The sequence below is a fragment of the Spiroplasma sp. ChiS genome (assembly GCF_002968355.1).
Taxonomy (GTDB): domain Bacteria; phylum Bacillota_I; class Bacilli_A; order Mycoplasmatales; family Mycoplasmataceae; genus Spiroplasma; species Spiroplasma citri.
Map to the genome: position 1 here is coordinate 15,591 of NZ_PUUH01000257.1, position 19,148 is coordinate 34,738.

At 27.5% G+C, this 19,148-nt stretch carries 21 protein-coding genes and 1 pseudogene; 11 read left to right on the forward strand and 11 right to left on the reverse strand.

Features of this window, described 5'->3' with window-relative positions:
- Positions 1-28: 28 nt before the first annotated feature.
- Entirely contained in the window at positions 29-277 is a 249-nt protein-coding gene (locus C6B38_RS06510; protein ID WP_004027754.1) for a hypothetical protein, read from the reverse strand.
- A 221-nt stretch (positions 278-498) separates the two neighbouring features.
- Between C6B38_RS06510 and C6B38_RS06515 the strand changes: the two genes are divergently transcribed.
- The 4 genes from C6B38_RS06515 (at position 499) to C6B38_RS11965 (ending at position 2,933) form a co-directional block, all read left to right on the forward strand.
- Positions 499-1,365, forward strand: coding sequence for a MurR/RpiR family transcriptional regulator (locus tag C6B38_RS06515; protein WP_233485612.1), 867 nt, complete (start codon positions 499-501; stop codon positions 1,363-1,365).
- Between the two features lie 74 nt (positions 1,366-1,439).
- Entirely contained in the window at positions 1,440-2,111 is a 672-nt protein-coding gene (locus C6B38_RS11375; protein WP_233485613.1) for a hypothetical protein, read from the forward strand.
- A 28-nt stretch (positions 2,112-2,139) separates the two neighbouring features.
- Positions 2,140-2,592, forward strand: coding sequence for a DDE-type integrase/transposase/recombinase (locus tag C6B38_RS11380; protein WP_233485614.1), 453 nt, complete (start codon positions 2,140-2,142; stop codon positions 2,590-2,592).
- Between the two features lie 218 nt (positions 2,593-2,810).
- Positions 2,811-2,933, forward strand: coding sequence for a hypothetical protein (locus C6B38_RS11965; RefSeq protein WP_255401092.1), 123 nt, complete (start codon positions 2,811-2,813; stop codon positions 2,931-2,933).
- A gap of 63 nt (positions 2,934-2,996) precedes the next feature.
- Here the strand turns inward: C6B38_RS11965 and pfkB are convergent, their stop codons facing one another.
- From pfkB to C6B38_RS06570, 9 genes are all read right to left on the reverse strand, one after another.
- The gene (gene pfkB / locus C6B38_RS06525; protein ID WP_105299041.1) at positions 2,997-3,929 is read right to left on the reverse strand and encodes a 1-phosphofructokinase; all 933 of its coding nucleotides are present in this window, start codon (positions 3,927-3,929) and stop codon (positions 2,997-2,999) included.
- A 69-nt stretch (positions 3,930-3,998) separates the two neighbouring features.
- Positions 3,999-6,062, reverse strand: coding sequence for a fructose-specific PTS transporter subunit EIIC (locus tag C6B38_RS06530; RefSeq protein ID WP_105299042.1), 2,064 nt, complete (start codon positions 6,060-6,062; stop codon positions 3,999-4,001).
- A gap of 23 nt (positions 6,063-6,085) precedes the next feature.
- Positions 6,086-6,808: a DeoR/GlpR family DNA-binding transcription regulator gene (locus tag C6B38_RS06535; protein WP_308686803.1), complete on the reverse strand. Its 723-nt coding sequence runs from the start codon at positions 6,806-6,808 to the stop codon at positions 6,086-6,088.
- A 54-nt stretch (positions 6,809-6,862) separates the two neighbouring features.
- A complete protein-coding gene (gene infB / locus C6B38_RS06540; RefSeq protein WP_105299044.1) occupies positions 6,863-8,716 on the reverse strand; it encodes a translation initiation factor IF-2 in 1,854 nt (617 codons plus the stop codon).
- Between the two features lie 23 nt (positions 8,717-8,739).
- Positions 8,740-9,045: a L7Ae/L30e/S12e/Gadd45 family ribosomal protein gene (locus tag C6B38_RS06545; RefSeq protein WP_105299045.1), complete on the reverse strand. Its 306-nt coding sequence runs from the start codon at positions 9,043-9,045 to the stop codon at positions 8,740-8,742.
- Between the two features lie 2 nt (positions 9,046-9,047).
- The gene (rnpM, locus tag C6B38_RS06550) at positions 9,048-9,323 is read right to left on the reverse strand and encodes an RNase P modulator RnpM (RefSeq protein ID WP_071937862.1); all 276 of its coding nucleotides are present in this window, start codon (positions 9,321-9,323) and stop codon (positions 9,048-9,050) included.
- Positions 9,324-9,342: 19 nt separating this feature from the next.
- Complete coding sequence (nusA, locus tag C6B38_RS06555) at positions 9,343-10,758, reverse strand: transcription termination factor NusA (RefSeq protein WP_105299046.1); 1,416 nt, start codon at positions 10,756-10,758, stop codon at positions 9,343-9,345.
- A gap of 19 nt (positions 10,759-10,777) precedes the next feature.
- Complete coding sequence (locus C6B38_RS06560) at positions 10,778-11,260, reverse strand: ribosome maturation factor RimP (RefSeq protein WP_105299047.1); 483 nt, start codon at positions 11,258-11,260, stop codon at positions 10,778-10,780.
- A gap of 895 nt (positions 11,261-12,155) precedes the next feature.
- Positions 12,156-12,440 (reverse strand): integrase core domain-containing protein, encoded by a 285-nt coding sequence (locus tag C6B38_RS06570; RefSeq protein ID WP_308686804.1) that lies wholly within the window; start codon positions 12,438-12,440, stop codon positions 12,156-12,158.
- A 738-nt stretch (positions 12,441-13,178) separates the two neighbouring features.
- Here C6B38_RS06570 and C6B38_RS10275 point away from each other — a divergent pair.
- From C6B38_RS10275 to C6B38_RS06580, 4 genes and pseudogenes are all read left to right on the forward strand, one after another.
- Entirely contained in the window at positions 13,179-13,319 is a 141-nt protein-coding gene (locus C6B38_RS10275) for a hypothetical protein (protein ID WP_162475920.1), read from the forward strand.
- Between the two features lie 139 nt (positions 13,320-13,458).
- Positions 13,459-13,626: a hypothetical protein gene (locus C6B38_RS10280; protein WP_162475921.1), complete on the forward strand. Its 168-nt coding sequence runs from the start codon at positions 13,459-13,461 to the stop codon at positions 13,624-13,626.
- Positions 13,616-14,365, forward strand: a pseudogene (locus C6B38_RS06575) (spiroplasma phage ORF1-like family protein); the annotation flags it as partial. The gene C6B38_RS10280 and the pseudogene C6B38_RS06575, both read left to right, overlap by 11 nt.
- Before the next feature lie 115 nt (positions 14,366-14,480).
- Complete coding sequence (locus C6B38_RS06580; RefSeq protein ID WP_233485616.1) at positions 14,481-14,894, forward strand: hypothetical protein; 414 nt, start codon at positions 14,481-14,483, stop codon at positions 14,892-14,894.
- A 47-nt stretch (positions 14,895-14,941) separates the two neighbouring features.
- Here the strand turns inward: C6B38_RS06580 and rpsD are convergent, their stop codons facing one another.
- Positions 14,942-15,556: a 30S ribosomal protein S4 gene (rpsD, locus tag C6B38_RS06585; protein ID WP_105299048.1), complete on the reverse strand. Its 615-nt coding sequence runs from the start codon at positions 15,554-15,556 to the stop codon at positions 14,942-14,944.
- Between the two features lie 290 nt (positions 15,557-15,846).
- On the opposite strand from rpsD, the gene C6B38_RS06590 reads away from it, so the two are divergent.
- From C6B38_RS06590 to C6B38_RS06600, 3 genes are read left to right on the forward strand one after another with little or no spacing between them, the layout of a single operon-like run.
- Positions 15,847-17,574 (forward strand): septation ring formation regulator EzrA, encoded by a 1,728-nt coding sequence (locus C6B38_RS06590; RefSeq protein WP_105299049.1) that lies wholly within the window; start codon positions 15,847-15,849, stop codon positions 17,572-17,574.
- A gap of 15 nt (positions 17,575-17,589) precedes the next feature.
- Entirely contained in the window at positions 17,590-18,789 is a 1,200-nt protein-coding gene (gene thiI, locus C6B38_RS06595; RefSeq protein WP_105299050.1) for a tRNA uracil 4-sulfurtransferase ThiI, read from the forward strand.
- Positions 18,773-19,117: a hypothetical protein gene (locus tag C6B38_RS06600; RefSeq protein WP_105299051.1), complete on the forward strand. Its 345-nt coding sequence runs from the start codon at positions 18,773-18,775 to the stop codon at positions 19,115-19,117. Before thiI ends, C6B38_RS06600 begins: the two co-directional genes overlap by 17 nt.
- The last annotated feature ends 31 nt before the right edge of the window (positions 19,118-19,148 follow it).

The window sequence follows — 19,148 nt, forward strand, 5'->3', positions numbered from 1 at the left end:
TTTTCATTTTTTTAAAATAATGACAATTTTATAAAACCAATAGAAAAAGAGCGGAAAGACTAATAACATAACAAAAAAAAGCACTATATAACGCAATATTACGTTTAATATAATTCCATAAATCTAAATTTTTATTATTTTTAGCATAATAATCTCCGCTATTAACTAATCGTTTCTTTTGGAAAATTCAAATAATTAACAATATTGTCCCCACAATAATTCCAAAAATTAAAATTGATAAATAGGTAATATGTTGTGGCGATAAACTTAACATCATTGTATTTTTTACTCTTTCTATTAAAATAACTTGCTTATATTTGGATTTTTATATAAATTTTCATTATTTTATAATTATATTATAGAATAATTTTATTTAAAAATATGCAAATTATGCATATTTTAATAAATTAACAAATTATTTTCTACTTTATTATTCGCATAATATGTTGTAAAATAAAATTAGTTGATATTATGAAAATAATTTTCATGGTGAAGTTGATGAAAGGAGTTTCTATGTTGTCTCTGTTAAAATATGATAAAAATACTTTGACTGATACTGAAATATCAGTTATTAAACAAATTTTTCAAAATCCTTTGCTATTTACTAGTAAAACAATAACTGAATTGGCAAAAACTTATTATGTCAGTGAATCAACTATTACCCGAATGGCAAAACACTTAGGATTTAAAAATATTAAAGAATTACAAATGCATATTTATGAACGATTAAATTTTCTAAACAAAAATTACGAAACTAATGAAACCATGAATTTAAAAGATATCGCTAACAATATGCGTGTCTATTATTCTTATAGTATCCATGAAACAATTGACAATATTGATTTAGAAGTCTTAGACCGACTAATTAATGATATTGTTCTTAAAAAACGAATTTTCGCCTTTGGCATTGGTGCATCATTTCTTGCTTGCCGCGTGTTACATAGTAACCTAAATATGATTGGTTATAACTGTTATACAACAGAAAATATTCATTCATTAATGGTTACTCTCTCAAATGCCGAAGCCGATGATTTAATTATTATTTTTAGTAAATCAGGAAAGACAAATGAGGTCGTTAATATCATTAATTTAGCAAATAAACTCAACATTGATGTTGCTTTAGTTACTAATAATCCTAACATTGATGAATTATATAAAATTAAACATAAAATTTTATTTGAAGTTCATACAAAAGAAAATGAGCGTTTTCCAGCATTATCTTCTAAAATTGTTCAAATTTTAATATCTGATATTATTTTTCGAAGTTTATTAAAAATTCATCCAAATTTAGAAAATAAAATTAAAGCGGCTAATGCAATTACCGAAGATTACAATCAAAGTGGTAATAAAAATAAAGACTCTTAATTAGTGAACATCTATAATAAAGTAAACTCTTAAAAAGAGTGTAATATTTTATTAGGAGATGTTCTTTTATTATTATGGGAAAATGATACACAAAAAAAGAAAAAATAAAAATTATTAAATATTATCATAAAAATGGGTATATGAATACAATAAAAAAATTTACTATTGCAAAGGAAACTTTAAGCAGATGAATTAAAATCACAAATGAAGATAATTTAATTTCTGGAAAGGGTCTTCAGTCAAAGAGAATTCGCAGACCAGGCCGACCTAAAACTATTGATTTTAATAGTATGAGTAAAGAAGAACTAATTAAATATATAGAAATGATACAAGATATAAAAAAGTATTTAACCAAATCGAAAAAAATGAAATTTTGAGCGGTTTGGTCCTTGAAGAAAAAATACACGATTAAATATTTAACTCATATTTTAAATATTTCTAAATCAGGGTATTATAAGTGATTTAACAATGGTATGCAAAAATTTAATAAGTGAGATTCAAAATTAACTAAATTAATTAAAATATCATTTTTAAAATTTAATAAAATTTATGGTTATAAAATGCTAACTTTAATAATTAATAAAATCTATAATTTATCTTTAAAAGCTCATATGGTATATAGATATATGAAATATTTAAATCTAAAATCTGTTCAAAGAATTAAAAAATTCAAATATAAACTTTTATCTGGTCCTTTTCGATATGAAAATTTATTGAGTCAAAACTTTAGGACTACTGAAACTTAATCAAAAACTAGGAACCAATATTACATATTTGCTAACTAATAAAAAAACTTATTATTTATCAATTGTCAAAGATTTTCATAATAACCAAATTTTGGACTATCAAATTAGTAATAATTTAGGTACTAATTTTGTTTTAAAAAATATTATTAATGCTTGAATAAAAGCTGGTAAACTTAAAACATGAATTTTACAATCTGATCAAGGATTTCATTACACAAATCAAAATTATCAAAGACTTTGCAATTATTTAGGAATTAAAATATCAATGTCTAAACGAGGTAATCCATATGATAATGCCCATACTGAATCATGATTTGGTACAATGAAAAGTGAATTTTTAAATCAAATTTCAAGAAAAAAGAGAACTACAAAATGAATTATAAGTAATTTACCTAAGTATATTTATTTTTATAATAATTTTAGACCACAATCAAAATTAAAAGGTCTAAGTCTTGTTGAATACAGGAACCTAAACCTTTAGTCATTTTTTATTAGTCTACTTTTCTTGATTAATTTACTTTAGGCAAATTAGAATTAGATGGAGAGTAATAATTGAACCTAAAACTAATTTTATAGGACAATAACCAATAGATGGGTGGAATGAATTAAATTTAAATAATAAGAAGCGGTTTATTTAACTGACAGCAATGATGAAATAGCACTAATTTCAGATGCAACTTTAGACATGAACCATTAACAATGAACAATATCTTAAAAGATGCAAAAATAAATCTTGATGCAAGTAAGGAAGCAACAACAAGGATAAAACATATTAAAAAAGATTGAGTTATTCTGTATTCAACAAGACTCAATCCTAAATAAATTTTATTTTGTAGTCTTATAAATTAATAGATTTGTTGCACTTGTATTTACAATATCATTTTTTTATTTAAAAGTCCTAATTTTGATTTGTTGTTTTAAACTTTCCACTAACAATTTATCAGCAATCCCTTGACTAAATGCTGTTGCTGATCCAGCACAAATGCTAGTTAACATCGCTTCTTGATAATCATTTGTTGCTAAATAAGTTCCAACAAATCCAGCAACCATTGAATCACCAGCTCCGACCGAATTAATTAATTGCCCTGTTGCAGTATTACCAACATAAACATTTGTTGGAGTAATTAAAATGCTTCCATCTTTACCACTACTAATTAAAACATTCTGTGCCCCTTTTTCCTGTAATTTGTTTCCTAAAGTAACAATTTCTGTTTTTTGATTAAATTGGTAATTTGTTTCAAATAGTTCATTTAATTCAGCTAAATTTGGTTTAATTAAAAATGGTTTAGCTGATAAAGTTGATAATAAAACATCCTTTGTTGCATCAACAACAAATAAGATTTCGTTTTCATCACAATAGGTACTAATTGTTTGATATAAATCAGATGGACAATCACGTGGTAATGAACCAGAAATAATTAAACAATCATTTTTAGTTAATTCTGTTTTAAGAATTGTTAACAGTGCCATAACATCATCATCACTAGGAGAAAAAGCGAGGCCATTTAATTCTGTTTCTTGTTTTATTTCTAAACTTTTAATTTTTATATTAGTTCGGTTCTTACCATTAACTTCACGAAAACAAGCAGCAACCTTTTGATTTGCTAAATAATGTTCAAACATTTCTTTATTATCACGCCCCAAAAAACCTAATGCTGTAGTTGGATATCCTAAATGTTGCAACATTACTGCAACATTAATTCCTTTTCCACCAATCACCTTATACTCACTAATAGCTTTATTAGTTTCTCCTAATTGGAAATTCGGCACTTCAATAACTTGGTCAATAGCAGGATTTAATGTTAATGAATAAATCATTTTTCTTACTCCTTCCCTTCTTATTTTAATATTATAAAAACCCAACTAATTGGGTTTTTACTTTTTAAACTAAATTGCTACAGTAATTTTATTTTTTTTAACATCATTCATTCTTCAAAATCCAAGAATTAAGGCGCTAACAAAACTTCCAATAATTAAAGCAATAAGTGAAATTAAGACTGCTACACCAATTGAAGCACCGTGATTAGCAATACTAAACCAATTTTTACCATTATCTTGAATTTGCAATAACGGAAAGACAAAGATACCACCATGAGGTGCTGCTAATGTTACACCAAAACCACTAACAATTGCGCCAGTAATAGCACTTCCCGCCATAATTGACGGAATTGTTCTTTTTGGATCAGCAGCAGCAAATGGAATTGCCCCTTCGGTAATAAAACATGCTGCTAAGAAATAATTCGTATTTCCTTGCTCAACATCTTTTTTTGTTCAATATTTTTTAAACATTCTTGTACATAATGCTAATGCTAATGGTGGTACCATTCCAGCTAACATTGCACAAGCCATAAAGACTGTCCCCCCATTAGTTGATCGAATTCCAGCATAAGCTGTTTGTGTAGCATCAATTGTTAAGGTTCCAAAGACATAGGCAGCTTTATTAATTGGACCACCCATATCAGCCGCCATCATTAAACCAATAATAATTCCAATTAAAGCATTTAAATTATAATCGGCAATTGCTTTTAAACCTTGGCTTAAACCATAGTTTAAATATCCTAATGGAATATTTAATCCAAACATTAAAACTCCTGCTGCTAAAGCTGTTAAAACAGGAATTAAAACAATATCACAAACTCCTCGTAGTGATGGATGGAACCGAGCAAATCCTTTTTGACAACCATAGACAACAAAGGCAACAAGATAACCACCAATTAAGGCTCCAAAAAACCCTGAGTTAAAGTTTGAGATTGAATCAGGGAATAATCGCCCCCATGTATTTGCTCAGCCTGTTTTATTTTCTGCATCATATAACATCCCAGGAGCATTAGCAATTAATCCTGCTGTCATTCCTGGTAATAATCCTTGTGGTCCAACAATAGAGTAACATACATAAGCACCTAAAATAGGAACCATCATACCAAAGATTACTTTTCCTAATCCTGAAAATCATGCCGCAACATCACTAGTTACCCCAAAATCTTTTCCTGTTTTACCTGAATCTAATAAGAAACCAATTCCTAAAATAATTCCTCCAGCAACAACAAATGGTAACATTCGGGAAACCCCTCCTAAGAGATTTTTTGTTACATCTTTAAAGTTTTTTAAACTTAATTCACCAACTTCATCGTTGCCATCTTTACCACCTTTGCCAATTGTTAAACGTTTTCCATTCAAGGCATCTTCAATAACATTTGTGCCATGGTAAATTACATCTTTTGTACTTGTTTCTAAATATGAAACACCCTTAAAACGATCGATTCCCGTAATTTTTTTATCAATTCCAAGAATAATTGCTTTTGCATTAGCAATGTCAGTTGCTGTTAATATATTTTCATTACCGCTACGCCCTTGCGTTTCAACTTTAATTGTTAAGCCCATTGCTTTTGCTGCTTCTTCCATTTTTTCTTTTGCCATATAAGTATGGGCAATTCCAGTTGGACAAGCTGTAATACCAATAATATCATAATGACCATCTGTTTTCGTTTTATCATGGTCAGTAACTGGCTCAACAAATGCTTTAAGAATATCAGCAAAAGTTTTTGCCGCACGAATTTGTGCTACAACTTCACTTTTTCCTAAAAAACCAGCTAATTTTGCTAGTGCTTGTAAGTGTTTTTCTCCTCCTTGAGATGGCGTAGTAATCATAAAAATGATATCAACTGGTTTATTATCTAAACTTTGTCAATCAACTGCCTTTTCTAATGTCATAATTGCAATTGATGGTTTCGTAACACTACCACTTGAACAGTGGGGAATTGCTAAACCATCACCAACCCCAGTTGGACCTTCTGTTTCACGTTTCTTCAAATCTTTAATTAAGTTTGCTGAATCAGTAACTGTTTCATTGTTAACTAATGCTGCTGCTAATGTTGCAAAGACTTCAGTTTTATCTGTCGCAGAAGTTTTTAAAAATGTTGTTGTTTCATTAAAATAATCAATTATTTTCATAATGTTTCATTCTTTTATCCTTTCTATGAACTTGTAATAATTTTAACTTCCGAACGAGAAGCGAATTTTACTAGTGATTTAATGTTAAATTTTGATAAATCAGCAAGAATATAACTTTTTGTTGCTCGCTTAATAACTGCCGCTTTAATCATTGCTTCGTCTGGGTCGGTCGTATATAAATCCTGACCATTAATTTCATTAACTCCTAAAAAAGCACAATCAATTTGATATTTTTGTAAAATTGTAACGGCTTTTCAGCCAATTAATGCTCCTGTTTGATGCTTATATTTTTCTCCCAAAACATAAACATTATTAAAACTTGCTAAAGCTAATAACTCTACGTGGAAGATTGAATTAGTAATAATTACTAAATCATCTGCTGGTTGTAATAATTTAATTAGTGCTAAGGTTGACGAACCAGCATCCAAATAAAGACACATTTTTGGTTTAATTTTCTTAACGGCTTGACGAGCAATTAAATATTTTTCTTCAGCATGCTGTTGGATTTTCTCATTTAGTTGCTCTTCTATTCAAACTTCATAACTCTTTTGTAATTTAAGACCACCATGCACTCTTTTTAATAAACCTTGTTGCTCCATTTCCGTTAAATTACGGCGTAATGTTGTTGGTGATAATTGCAATTGCGTAATTAAGTCGTTAACTAATACCAATTGTTGATCATCTAAAAAAGCTAAAATTTTTTCTCATCGTAGTTCTTTTAAAATTTTATCAACTATTGTAATTATATCTTATTTTTAACCAAAAAAACCAAAAATAACATAAAATAAACAAAAAAACCATTACTTTGTAACGGCTTTCTCAGTATATGCTTCAATAACATCTTGCTCTTTTAAATCATTATAGTTTTTAATTGTTAGGCCACATTCAGCTCCTGTTTTAGCTTCTTTAATATCATCTTTAATATGTTTCAATGATGCTAATTCACCACTATAGACAATAACCCCATCGCGTAAAACGCGAACTCGTGATTTTCGTGGAATAATACCATCAGTAACATAACAACCAGCAATCGTTCCAATATCAGAATGGCGGAAAATTTGACGTACTTCCGCTTGCCCTAACACTTCTTCAACCATTTCTGGATCTAACATTCCTTCTGCTGCTGCAACTATTTCTTCCGTTAATTTATAAATAATGGTATGCAAACGAATTGCAACTCCTTCATCTTCGGCTTTTTTTCGAACATGCGCAGTTGGACGAACATTAAAACCAACAATAAATGCTTGACTAGCTAATCCTAATGTTACATCACTTTCGGAAATTCCCCCAACAGTTGCTCGTAAAACATTAATTTTTAAGCCTGCAATATTAATTTTTAATAAACTTGCTTTTACCGCTTCAACTGTTCCTTGAGTATCAGCTTTTAAAATAATATTAATTTGCTTTAACTGCCCATCTTTAATTTGTGCTGATAGACTTTCTAATGAAAAATTTTGATTTTTATAACGTTTATTCATTGTATCAATTGTTTTTCTTTTTAAGGCAATTTCACGTGCTAATTTTTCATCCCGGAAAACCATAAAACGATCACCAGCATTTGGTACTTCATTTAAACCATGAATCATAACTGGAGTTGATGGTCCTGCTGATTTAATTTTTTTACCACTTTCATCAGACAAATCACGAACATAACCAAAACTATAACCAACAACTAAGGCATCTTTAATATTCAATGTTCCTGATTGCACCAATAATGTTGCAACTGGTCCTAAACCACGATTTAAGTGTGATTCAAGCACTGTACCTAACGCAAAGCGATTTGGATTTGCTTTTAATTCCATCAAATCAGCGATTAATAAGATTGTATCTAATAATTCATCAATTCCTTGCTTTTGTTTAGCACTTCCTTTAACATAAGGGGTTGTGCCTCCTCATTCTTCTGGAGTTAATTCTTCTTGTGATAATTGCATTAAAATATTATCTAAATTTATCCCAACTTTATCCATTTTATTAACAAAAACAATAATTGGTACTCCAGCTGCTTTGGCATGATCAATTGCTTCTTTAGTTTGCAACATTACCCCATCGTCAGCTGCAACAACTAGGACAACAATATCTGTTACCGCACTCCCTCGTGCTCGCATTTGTGTAAAAGCTTCATGTCCAGGAGTATCAACAAATGTAATCTTTTCATTATTTTTAGTTTTAATTTGATAAGCTCCAATATGTTGTGTAATTCCCCCATGTTCTGTACTTACAACATTAGTATTTCGAATGGTATCTAATAATGTTGTTTTGCCATGATCAACATGGCCCATAATTGTAACAATTGGCGGACGCTTTTCCAACGAAGCAGGGTCATCATTAACTTCAAAACTTTCAATTAAGTTTTCATGCGTTACTGATTTTTCTCGTTTAAAATCTAACCCAAATTCTAAACATAACTCTCCCAATTGATCTTCAGTTAAAAAAGTATTTTGATTTAACATTATTCCCTTACTAAAAAAATATTTAATAATTTCACTAACGGGTTTATTAATTTTTTGTGCAAATTCAGCAATGGTTAATGTCTCATCATAAACAAAAACTCCCTCCGTAACATGTGCTTCAATCGTTTTTAATTGCGATTGAATTCGATTTCGTTGTTTTTTAGCTAATGTTTTTTTATTTTGTTTGTTATTTTGACTACTCATCTGTCCCTCCTCCTTTTTGAATTTTAAGAATTATTTAATAATGTCAGCAACCGTTGGGCAAGATGTTGGTCACTAATACCAATCATTTTAACATTATTTGTTCCTAAAGCTTGTTGGGTTAAATTGAAATCAAGGCAACTAAAATAAGGGATATTATAATAAAAACATTTTTGTTGATATTTTTTTGCTTGCGCAAGACCAACATCATTACTAGTTAATACTAAATAAACTGTTTTTTGCTGAATGGCAGTTAATAAACAAGTCCCTGTGATTAGTTTACCCCCTCGTTTGGCTAGGCCAAGATAACTATATCCTTTTTGACCTAGCATGATTAATCTCAACCTTCGCTAATTTCACAATATAACATTTCGTAAAATTGATCGGTTAATTTTGTTTTTAAAGCACGTTCTAAAGCGTGATTTTTTTTTGCTTTTTCATAAATCTCTAATGTTGGTCGTAAATAAGCACCGCGACCATTGGCCTTTCCGGTTGAATCAATAATAATTTCCCCGTTTGGTGTCTTAACAATTCGTACCAGTTCTTTTTTTGGTAACATTTGTTGTGAAACAACACATTTTCGTAAGGGAACTTTTTTATGATTTGTCATCGTTATCCCTCCTAATTAATTATTTATCTTGATCATAATAATCATCATAGTCATCATAATTAATTTCATCTTCATCATCATCTTGATTTTCAAATTGTTCATTCTCAAAATAAGAAATATTATCTTCAATTTCTTGAATTTCATTTTCTAACCCGCTAGGTGTTGTTTCTGTTAAATCATCAACATGATAATTTTCTTCATCCAAAATCATTGTTTCTTCAGCCATTTGTTCTTCAATAATTTCAAATTTTTCAACTGGTAAATCTACTGCTCCATCAACAGTATTTGTTTCAACAGTCGTTTTTGGTTTAATTTTATCTTTTAATTTAACTTGTAATGCACTAAGTTCATCAGTTGTTAAATTTCCATTTCATAAAATTTCAACTTGTTTTGTTAACGCTTCACTATAACTCATAATGTTTAATTTTCATTTTGTTAACTTTGCAACTAATTTTGCGGCACTTCCGCCTTTTCCAATTGCTAATGATAATTGTTCATTAGGAACAATAACATCAGCTTCTTTTCCTTCATCATTAGTTGTAATTGAAATTACTTTTACTGGTGATAATGAGTTAATAATAAATTGTTGACTATTATCATTATAAATACAAATATCAATTTTTTCATCTTGTAATTCAGCTGTTACTTTATTAATTCGACTTCCCTTGCTACCAACACAAGCACCAATTGGATCAATATTTTCATTTGTACTATAAACAGCAATCTTACTACGACGCCCGGGATCACGAGCAATTGCTTTTACTTCAATTACTTGTTCAAAAATTTCTGGAATTTCACGCTCTAATAAACGATATAAAAAATCATTGCTTGTTCGTGAACCAGTAATTTGTCCTGCATTTTTTGATTTAATAACATCTTCTGCCAAAAAGGTAATTGGTTGCCCAACTTCAAAATGATCAGAAAAGATTAAATTTTTTCGAGGAATATAAGCAAATGTTCGTTCTACTTCAACTAATAAGTATTTTTCTTCAGCAGCAATAACAACACCTGTCATTAAATGCCCTTTTTGTATAATATATTCATCAAAGATTGAATCTTTTTCTGCTTCTTTAATTTGTTGTTTAATAATTTGCCCAACTTGGAAAATTGCTAATCGTGAAAATTCTTCTGAATTAACTGGTTCATAAACTTTATCATCAATTGTAATTTGTTCACCATATTTTTCTTTTGCTTCATTTAAACCAATTTCTAATAAATCATCTTCTACTTTTTTAACAACAGTTAATTCTTTTTCAACTTTAATTTGTCCTGTTTTTTGATCAATATTAACAATAACTGTTGCTTCTGGATCAAAATGCTTTTCATAAGCCTTTTTAATTCCTTCTTTAATTGAATCTAAAATTAAATCACGGCTAATTTGTTTTTCACTAACAATTTCATTAATTGTTGTCAATAATTTTGCACCATCAATCATGCTATATAACATTCCTTTCCTAAAATTTAACCGCACAACGCGCAAATTTAATATTTTGATAATTTGTTTGTAAGGTTTTGCGAGCACCTTTAACAAAATAAGTAATAGTAAGATTTTGTTGCTGATCAACCATTGATAATTCACCAGTAACTTCAACTAAATTATTGACCTTTTCGTTAAATTCTAAATAAACATATCCCTTAACATGTTGTTGTAGTTCATTTCAATTTCGTAATGGTCGCTCAGCACCTGGTGTTGAAACTTCTAACAAGTATTCTTCTGAAAATAAATCAAGGTTATCAACAAGTTGATTAATTTCTTCACTAATAACTGTTAAACGTTCCAAATCAAACACAGTTGTTTTATCTTCAATTAACACTTGTACAACATTTGTGTCAAAATCTTGGAAATAATTAATTGCAAACAATGTTAAATTTTGTTTTGTTAAATAATTTTCCAAAGTTTCTTTTAATTGTGTCTCTTGTTGTATAAAATGTTCCATCCAACACCATCCTTTCTTAATCAAACATAACTAAAATTTATGGCATTAAAGAAAGAGCACAGTTGTGCTCTTTCTTGATCTTTTTTAATTACTTTATTATTATAATACCTTAATAATAAAAATGCAAGAAAATTAAGAAGATAAATTAGGAAAGTTGGAATAAAATAAAGTGAAGTGCTAAATCATATTTCAACTCTTTTTTAAAATATCTTTTCCCCAAATAAACTATTTAAATTTATTATCATAAACTTAACAGAAAGTTATGATTTCCATTTTATTTACTAACATAATAATTTTTAAAAATATGAATATATGTATTCTTAACTAAAAAAGACTGAATTTAAGTTTTTTTTAGTGTTTGTTACAAAACTAGTTTTAGTTTAAATTATTTTATTCCAATTATCTTCAATATTTATTAAACAACCTTAAATTCAATTATCTGTAAAAATGAATAACGTTTTAAAGTCTTATTCGAACTCTTAATGGATTGTTCTTCAACACTAGGGAAAATAAAAAAACTATACATAAACTCTTCAACCCACAAGTTCATTCAATCATCATCCATAGAGTATCTTTGGTCAATATCTCTCAAAAATTTTACAGTAAAGGATTTTTCAGTTTTATGTAGTATACCACACACATTTTAAAGATTACAAGAAAATAACAAAAATTATAAAAATATTTATTTATAATTATAAAAATATCATAAAATAAATAAATAAAAAATATAAAATTAAACACACTAAAAAATAATTTATTAAATTTTAATTAATAAATACATATTTTATTATTTATTATTTTAATGACATATTTTATGAGTTAATTTACATATTATTAATTAATTAAAATATAATAAACTTATTTAGTTTAAACACAAAAACTTAATAATTTAAAATTATTTAATTAAACTTAAACTATTCAAAAAATTAAATGGTGTCTGAAAATTTAAAGACTTATGTACTCTTTCAAAATTATAAAAATAATAATAATCATTTAATTTATTCTGTAAACTAACTGCATTTAATATTTTTTCTTCAAATACAAATAATTTAGTATAATTTTGATGAAATCTTTCAATCTTACCGTTTGACTGTGGAGAACGAACCGGTGTTGTCTGATGAAAAATATTTTTATCTGGGCATCGTGTACGATGAACCCGTAAAAAAGCAACTCTTGTTAAAGGGTTGTTTTTTTATTTGAAATAAAACAACTCCTAAAAGATAAAACTTAATAGCAGAGTGGGACAGTTATTTTATAAATAACTAAGTGCTTCCATAAGAACATGAGTTTATACTCATTCCCACAGCCAGCCGGCCGAGGCAAGTACTGAAATAGTGTATGAGTAAAGAGGTAAATCGGCGTTGGTTATTATTTTTAATAACTTGCGATAGTGATGATGTGTCCAAGGCTAACATCGAACCACAATAAAAATAGAGATGGTGACACAAACAATTAAATTTGCGAAAAGTGTGGTTGGTTGGAGTTTAAATAGCATTCGGTCCTTCATATGGGTGCAAGTAAATTTAATTTCAAAAACTAAGCGTCAAATCCCAGAGCGAAAGCACAAATGGGCACGGAAGAATGAAGACATATATGTCTGGCGTCTAATTTAAAAATATAGTTGCAGATTTTTAATAGATGCTAAAACAAAGATAATACTGCCTCCGCTCACCCCCCAGTGAAGCGGAAGGCAAAGTAAATTAAATATAACTAATTCTCGCTTTGGCACTTTTACTTGGGAGTGAGTGCCAGCAAGTTAAAGATAGGAGAAAAAATGATGGAATATAAAAGTAAATATATTAATAAAACTTAAGATGAAATAACAACATCATTTGATTGAGTTAATTGTCAACCTATTGATTGTCGTATTTCACATCATAAAAAACATTATGATTTGCAATGTTTAGAATGAGCAAAAATGTACTTAAATTTATTTAAAGACAAGTGAAATCTTATTGCTTCTTATATGGAACATTACAAAATTAACGATATTTTAGATTTAGCATCAGATAGATGAAAAATATTACAATTTGATAAAAAAATAAAAGGAATAATTTAGGAGGTAAAGATGAAAAAGTTAAATAAAAAAATTATCAACAAAATAAATGAATTAATGCTTAGAAGTTATCTAGTTTCAAAAGATGAAATTACTGATGAACATTGAGCATTAAATAAAAAGAATTAGGAGGAGTTAAATTATGGAAAAAAGATATTTATTAATAACAAATAGTTCATTTACTGGAATAGATACTGAATTATTTTATACATTAGAAGAAGCAAAATATATTGCTAAAAATAAAAGTTGTTCTCAAACAACCATTATTGATTTAGAAGATAAAAATATTAAATGACAAGGAGATAAATAATATTAATAATGATGATTTAAGTAATGATGATTTAAGTTTTAATTTTAGTTTTATGCGAACGGGAATGGGTGAAGTTTTTAATTTTAATGGTTCAATTTATTCATCATTAAATAGTAAAGATTTAAAGTATTATCAACAGTTTAGCGGTCAGTTTGATTTATCTAAGTTTTTACAGTCTTTTTTTGCAAGTGCTTTGGTGCCAGTGTTTCAAAATCGTAGTTCGTTTATTGAAAATGGATATATTGATAATTTACAATATGATACTGTTTTAGTTAACTTTTTTGCGTTGAAATTACAAAATTTTAATAATATTTTGTTGAGTGAAAATATTAACGATAAATTACAATTTTATAAATTATTAAATAGTATGTTTAAGATTTCACAGAAATTTTATACTAATTATTTACGTACGATTTTTGATTTAGAGAATAACACTTATGTTCAAGGTTATAATAAAAAATATGGTTTGTTAGTAAATAATGGTTTTAGAATTTACCCACGATATTTTTATTTTTCGGATAAATATAAGCAATTAGATATTAAATTATATTCATCATTTAAAAATCGGTTTTATACGATTAATAATTATGGTAGTGTTTTTAATTATGATTTTTCGGTTGCTAATAATTATGATATTAAGTTAAATTCGGGTTATGTTTTTGGCGGTAATTTACAAAATAAATATGGTTTGCAATATAAAAAAATTGAAGAACAAAAAATCGGTTATAATGTCTTAAAATATATTAAGTACCCTTAAATAATTTATACAGCCAGATATTGTATCAAAAAAAAGTGGAATTACGCGGGGAAACGAAGGCTTATATATTCATCATATTGATGAAGATAAAGCAATTATGTTGTCAACTCCAGCATATGCAAAGAAAAATCCATTTGATTATCAAAAAGCTGATCATTTAGTCTATTGTAATTTATTAGAACATTTAGTTTTACATATTAAAATTGTTGAATATCCAAATCCAGCCCAAAATTCTGGTGAAACCTGTGGGGTGGGTGGAATCTATAATTATATTGTTCCTGAATTAAATGATATTTATAGTGGAATTGTTTATAAACAGGCTTGAAAACAAAAAGTGACAGAAATTATTTTGCCACTTAAAAATGATTATTTTAAATGCATCAAACAACTAGTAAACCTTAATTTTGATTATGCTTTACTAAAATCTTTTAATACTAAATATGATTTGTGAAGCAATGATAAAAATAAACAAATTTATAAAAGATTGAAAAAACTAGGAGTAACAAGATAATATGTAAAACTTTAACAAATAAAAAAACATCTCTTTTGAGATGTTTTTTAAACTAAACGGTTGTATCATTCAACAATTAATGCTTCATTAATATTACTATTTAGTTCTTCACGAAGAGGGAAACGAACATATGTTCCTGTCATTTTAGTTTTATCAAATTTAACAAATTCTAATGTACTAACTTGACTATCTAAACTTTCTAAAATCTTAACATTCTTTTGTGAACTTTCTTTTACACTAATTACATCGCCAGGTTTACAATTGTATGATGGAATATCAACTTTTTTTCCATTAACAAGAATATGAGCATGATTCACCAATTGACGAGCTCCTGCTCTTGTTTGTGATAGTCCCATACGATGCACAATGTTATCTAAACGTGATTCTAACATAATTAAGAAGTTTGTTCCGGCAATTCCTTTCATTTTTTTTGATTTACTGTAAGTGTTACGGAATTGACGTTCTGTTAAACCATACATATAACAAACTTTTTGTTTTTCATGTAATTGTAATCCATAGTTTGATAATTTTGAACGACGTTGTCCATGTTGACCAGGTGTTGTTGTTCTTTTTTTCCCTTTTGAAAACTCTTTGTCGTTTTCTAAGATACTAAAACCATATCTTCTTGCTTTTTTAAATATACTTCCACGATAACGTGCCATTAAAAAACCTCCTATATATCATTATGACATACAAAAAGATTCATTGAATTGCTCTAATAAAGGAAGTTTTTTGCTTCGCCCTAACAGCTAGGGTTACTTTAATATTAAATCCTAATTAATAAAAAACTAAGAACATTACTATGCAATTCTGCTGCTTCTCTGTGTTGTCTAGGAAACATTGTATAATAAAATCAAGGATAATTCAATATTTTTTTCTAATTTTTAATGTAATATCTTTTGCAAGTGCTATAATTCAATTGATATATAGTAATGATTGGAGGCTAGGCAAAATGGGAAATATTATTAATAATATTATTAATAATCCAATTAAATTAACGTTATTGATTTTATTTTTTACTTGCCTATTACTATTAATAATAACACTAGTGTTCTGAGGGCAAAAGCGTTATTTAAAAACAATTGAAATTAAAGTTTTACAAAAATTTGATATTTTAAAACGATTACCATTAAAACATAAAATTTTTCGGATTTCTGAAATTGCTCGTTATAATAATCGCTATGCAAAAGACTTGATTATATGACGAACAAAGTATGAAATTATTTATGAAAAAAAATTAATAAGTTGTTTAGAAGTATTTCGTAAGTTATATCAAATTAATAAAACAGCATCAAAGAAAATGCCAAAAGTATCAGTACAAAAAATTATTCCGTTGTTAAAAGAATTAACTTTATTGGAAGAAGAAGCTCGTCGATTATTAGATGAAATTAACAGTCAATTACGAATTGAATTATTGCAACGAGATTATATTTTAGCACATAAGAAAATGTTTAATTCATTATTAGAAGATGCCGTAAAATTACAAATGAATGTATCCTTAGATTCTAAAAAGATTAGTGATTTTGAACGAAATATTGAAAGTATGTTTGATGAATTTGAGGATTATTTAACAGCGGGTGATTTTGTTAAAACAGAACAAATTTTATCAAATATTACTACTTCGTTAACTATTTTTGTTGAGATTTTAGATAACATTCCACAAATTAAAATTTTATTAACGAAAGTAGTTCCAAACAAGCTTTCTTTATTAAAAGATAAATATGTTCTTTTTAATAAAGATGAAAGTAGCCGTGATTTATTAAAGTATAGTTTTGATGAATTAACTCAAAATATTGATGAAACTAAAATTTTAATTTCTAAATATATTGATAACTTGCAATATAAAAAAGCAACTAAGAAAACAATTGAGATTATTAATCAAATTAGTGATTTTGATCAAAGTATTGAGCACCAAAAAGCAATAATTTCATGCTTTAAAAAGTATTATCAAGTTGTGATGGATTATATTAATAAAATTGAACGGAGTTTTAATGCGATTTCTCGACAAATTGAAGCATTGCGTAGTTCATCAACATTAACGGCGCATGAAGAAGGTATTTATCGTGAAGCAATGGGAAAAACAAAGGATTTAACGCATGATACTAACCGCTTAGTATTAGAAATTAATCGTAATGGTCGTGATTATGTTAATTTTAATCAAGAATTAGTGCGTTTATTAGAAAATGCTGTTGTAACTCAAGAAGCATTAGAAAATGTTGTTAAGATTATTGAAAAACGTAATTTTGCAGAAACTGAAATTCGTAAAACAATTCATTTATTAGAAGTTGTTTTATTACAAGCTGAAGTTCGCTTAAATCAATTACAATATAAAAAATTATTAACAAAATATGAAAAAGCAATTAGTGATTATCGCCAATCATTAGAAAAAATTAAACGAATATCATTTGATGTTAATAATCCTAGTGAAGTTGATGAAGTAACAGGTAAACTAAATCGGTTAAAAACAGAAGTTTTAAAATTGTTTGAGAAAATTAAAAATAATATTTTATTAGATTTATTATCACAAGAAACATTAGTTTATGCACAAAAATTTATTTTAACAAATGATGATGTTGATGACCAATTACGTAATGCTCAGATTGCTTATCGTGATGGCGATTATGATGGCTCATTATTTTTAGCGTTAAAAATTATTCATGAAGAACAAGGAAAAATATAGGAAATGGAGTATAAAATGAATTTTGATGTAATATTAATTCGTTATGGCGAATTAACAACAAAAGGAAAAAACCGTAATAATTTTACAAGAGTTTTAGTTAATAATATTAAAACAAAATTAGTAGTCTATGAAAATCAATATCAACTTAAAAAAGAATTTGATCGTTTATTTATTGAATTATTAGATGCAACAGTTAGTATAGAAATTGTTAACATTGTTAAAAATGTTTTTGGTTCATCATCTTTATCATTAGCCAAAAAGGTTAGTTGTGATTTATCAGAAATTGCTAATTGTGCAATTAATATTGTAAATTATTATCAACCAGCAACTTTTAAATTAGAAGTGCACCGAAATGATAAGACTTTTCCACTTACATCGACAGAAATTAAACAACAATTAGCACCAAAAGTATTACAACAAACAAAAGTTAAGGTTGATGTTCATCAACCAGTTTTACAAATTGATGTTGAAGTACGACGAACATTTACATATGTTTTTGTTAATAAAATTAAAACAATTGGTGGTTTACCAGTTGGAATATCTGGTCAAGGATTAGTAATGCTATCGGGGGGAATTGATTCACCAGTTGCGTCTTTTTTAACAATGAAACGGGGAATGAATGTTGAATATTTACATTTTGCACCACCACCACATACGACTGAAGAAGCATTACAAAAGGTTAAAACTTTAGTTCAAAAATTAAATTATTATGCTGGTCAAAATCAGCAGCGCTTGTATGTGGTTAATTTTTCAATGTTACAGCATGAATTAATGCATATTCCTGATGCTAGTTATCGAATTATTATTATGCGACGAATGTTTTATCGGATCGCTAATTTATTAGCCAAAGAATTAAAATGTCAGGCAATTATTACTGGAGAATCATTGGGGCAAGTTGCTTCGCAAACAATTGAAAGTATTAATACGATCAATGCTGTTTCTACATTGCCAATTTTGCGACCAGTATTATGTTTTGATAAAAATGAAATCATTGATATTGCAAAACAAATTGATACTTATCAGACATCAATTTTACCATTTGAAGATTGTTGTAGTTTATTTGTTCCAAAGAATCCGGTTACAAAACCACGGATAAAACAAGCAGAATTTCAAGAAAAAAATTTAATGTGAGCAGAAATTATTGATGTTATAATTAAAAAAAATATAAAAACATATGTCGTTGGTAAGGGCGTGATTTATGAAGAAGAAAACTAGTTTTTTTCAAAAAAAGAAAGAAGTAACAAAACAATTAGTTAATGAATCTGAATTACAAAAAGCAGAACAATCACGAACAAATTTATTAGAAGAAACAATTTTAATTGATGAAGAATTTTCAATTATTTGTGATGTTAAAGATGAAGATATTAAAGTAATAAATATGAACAAAGAACAAAATTCTTTTTATAATGAAAATGGAATTGATTTAGAAAAAGAATTATTAAAAGAAATAGTTCCAAAGAAAAAAGTCCGTTTATGACGTTATTTAGTTTTTGGGATCTTAGCACTTTTAATTATTATTATTATTATTGCAATTAAATTATAAAATTAGGCCACAAGTGTGGTTTTTATTTTCT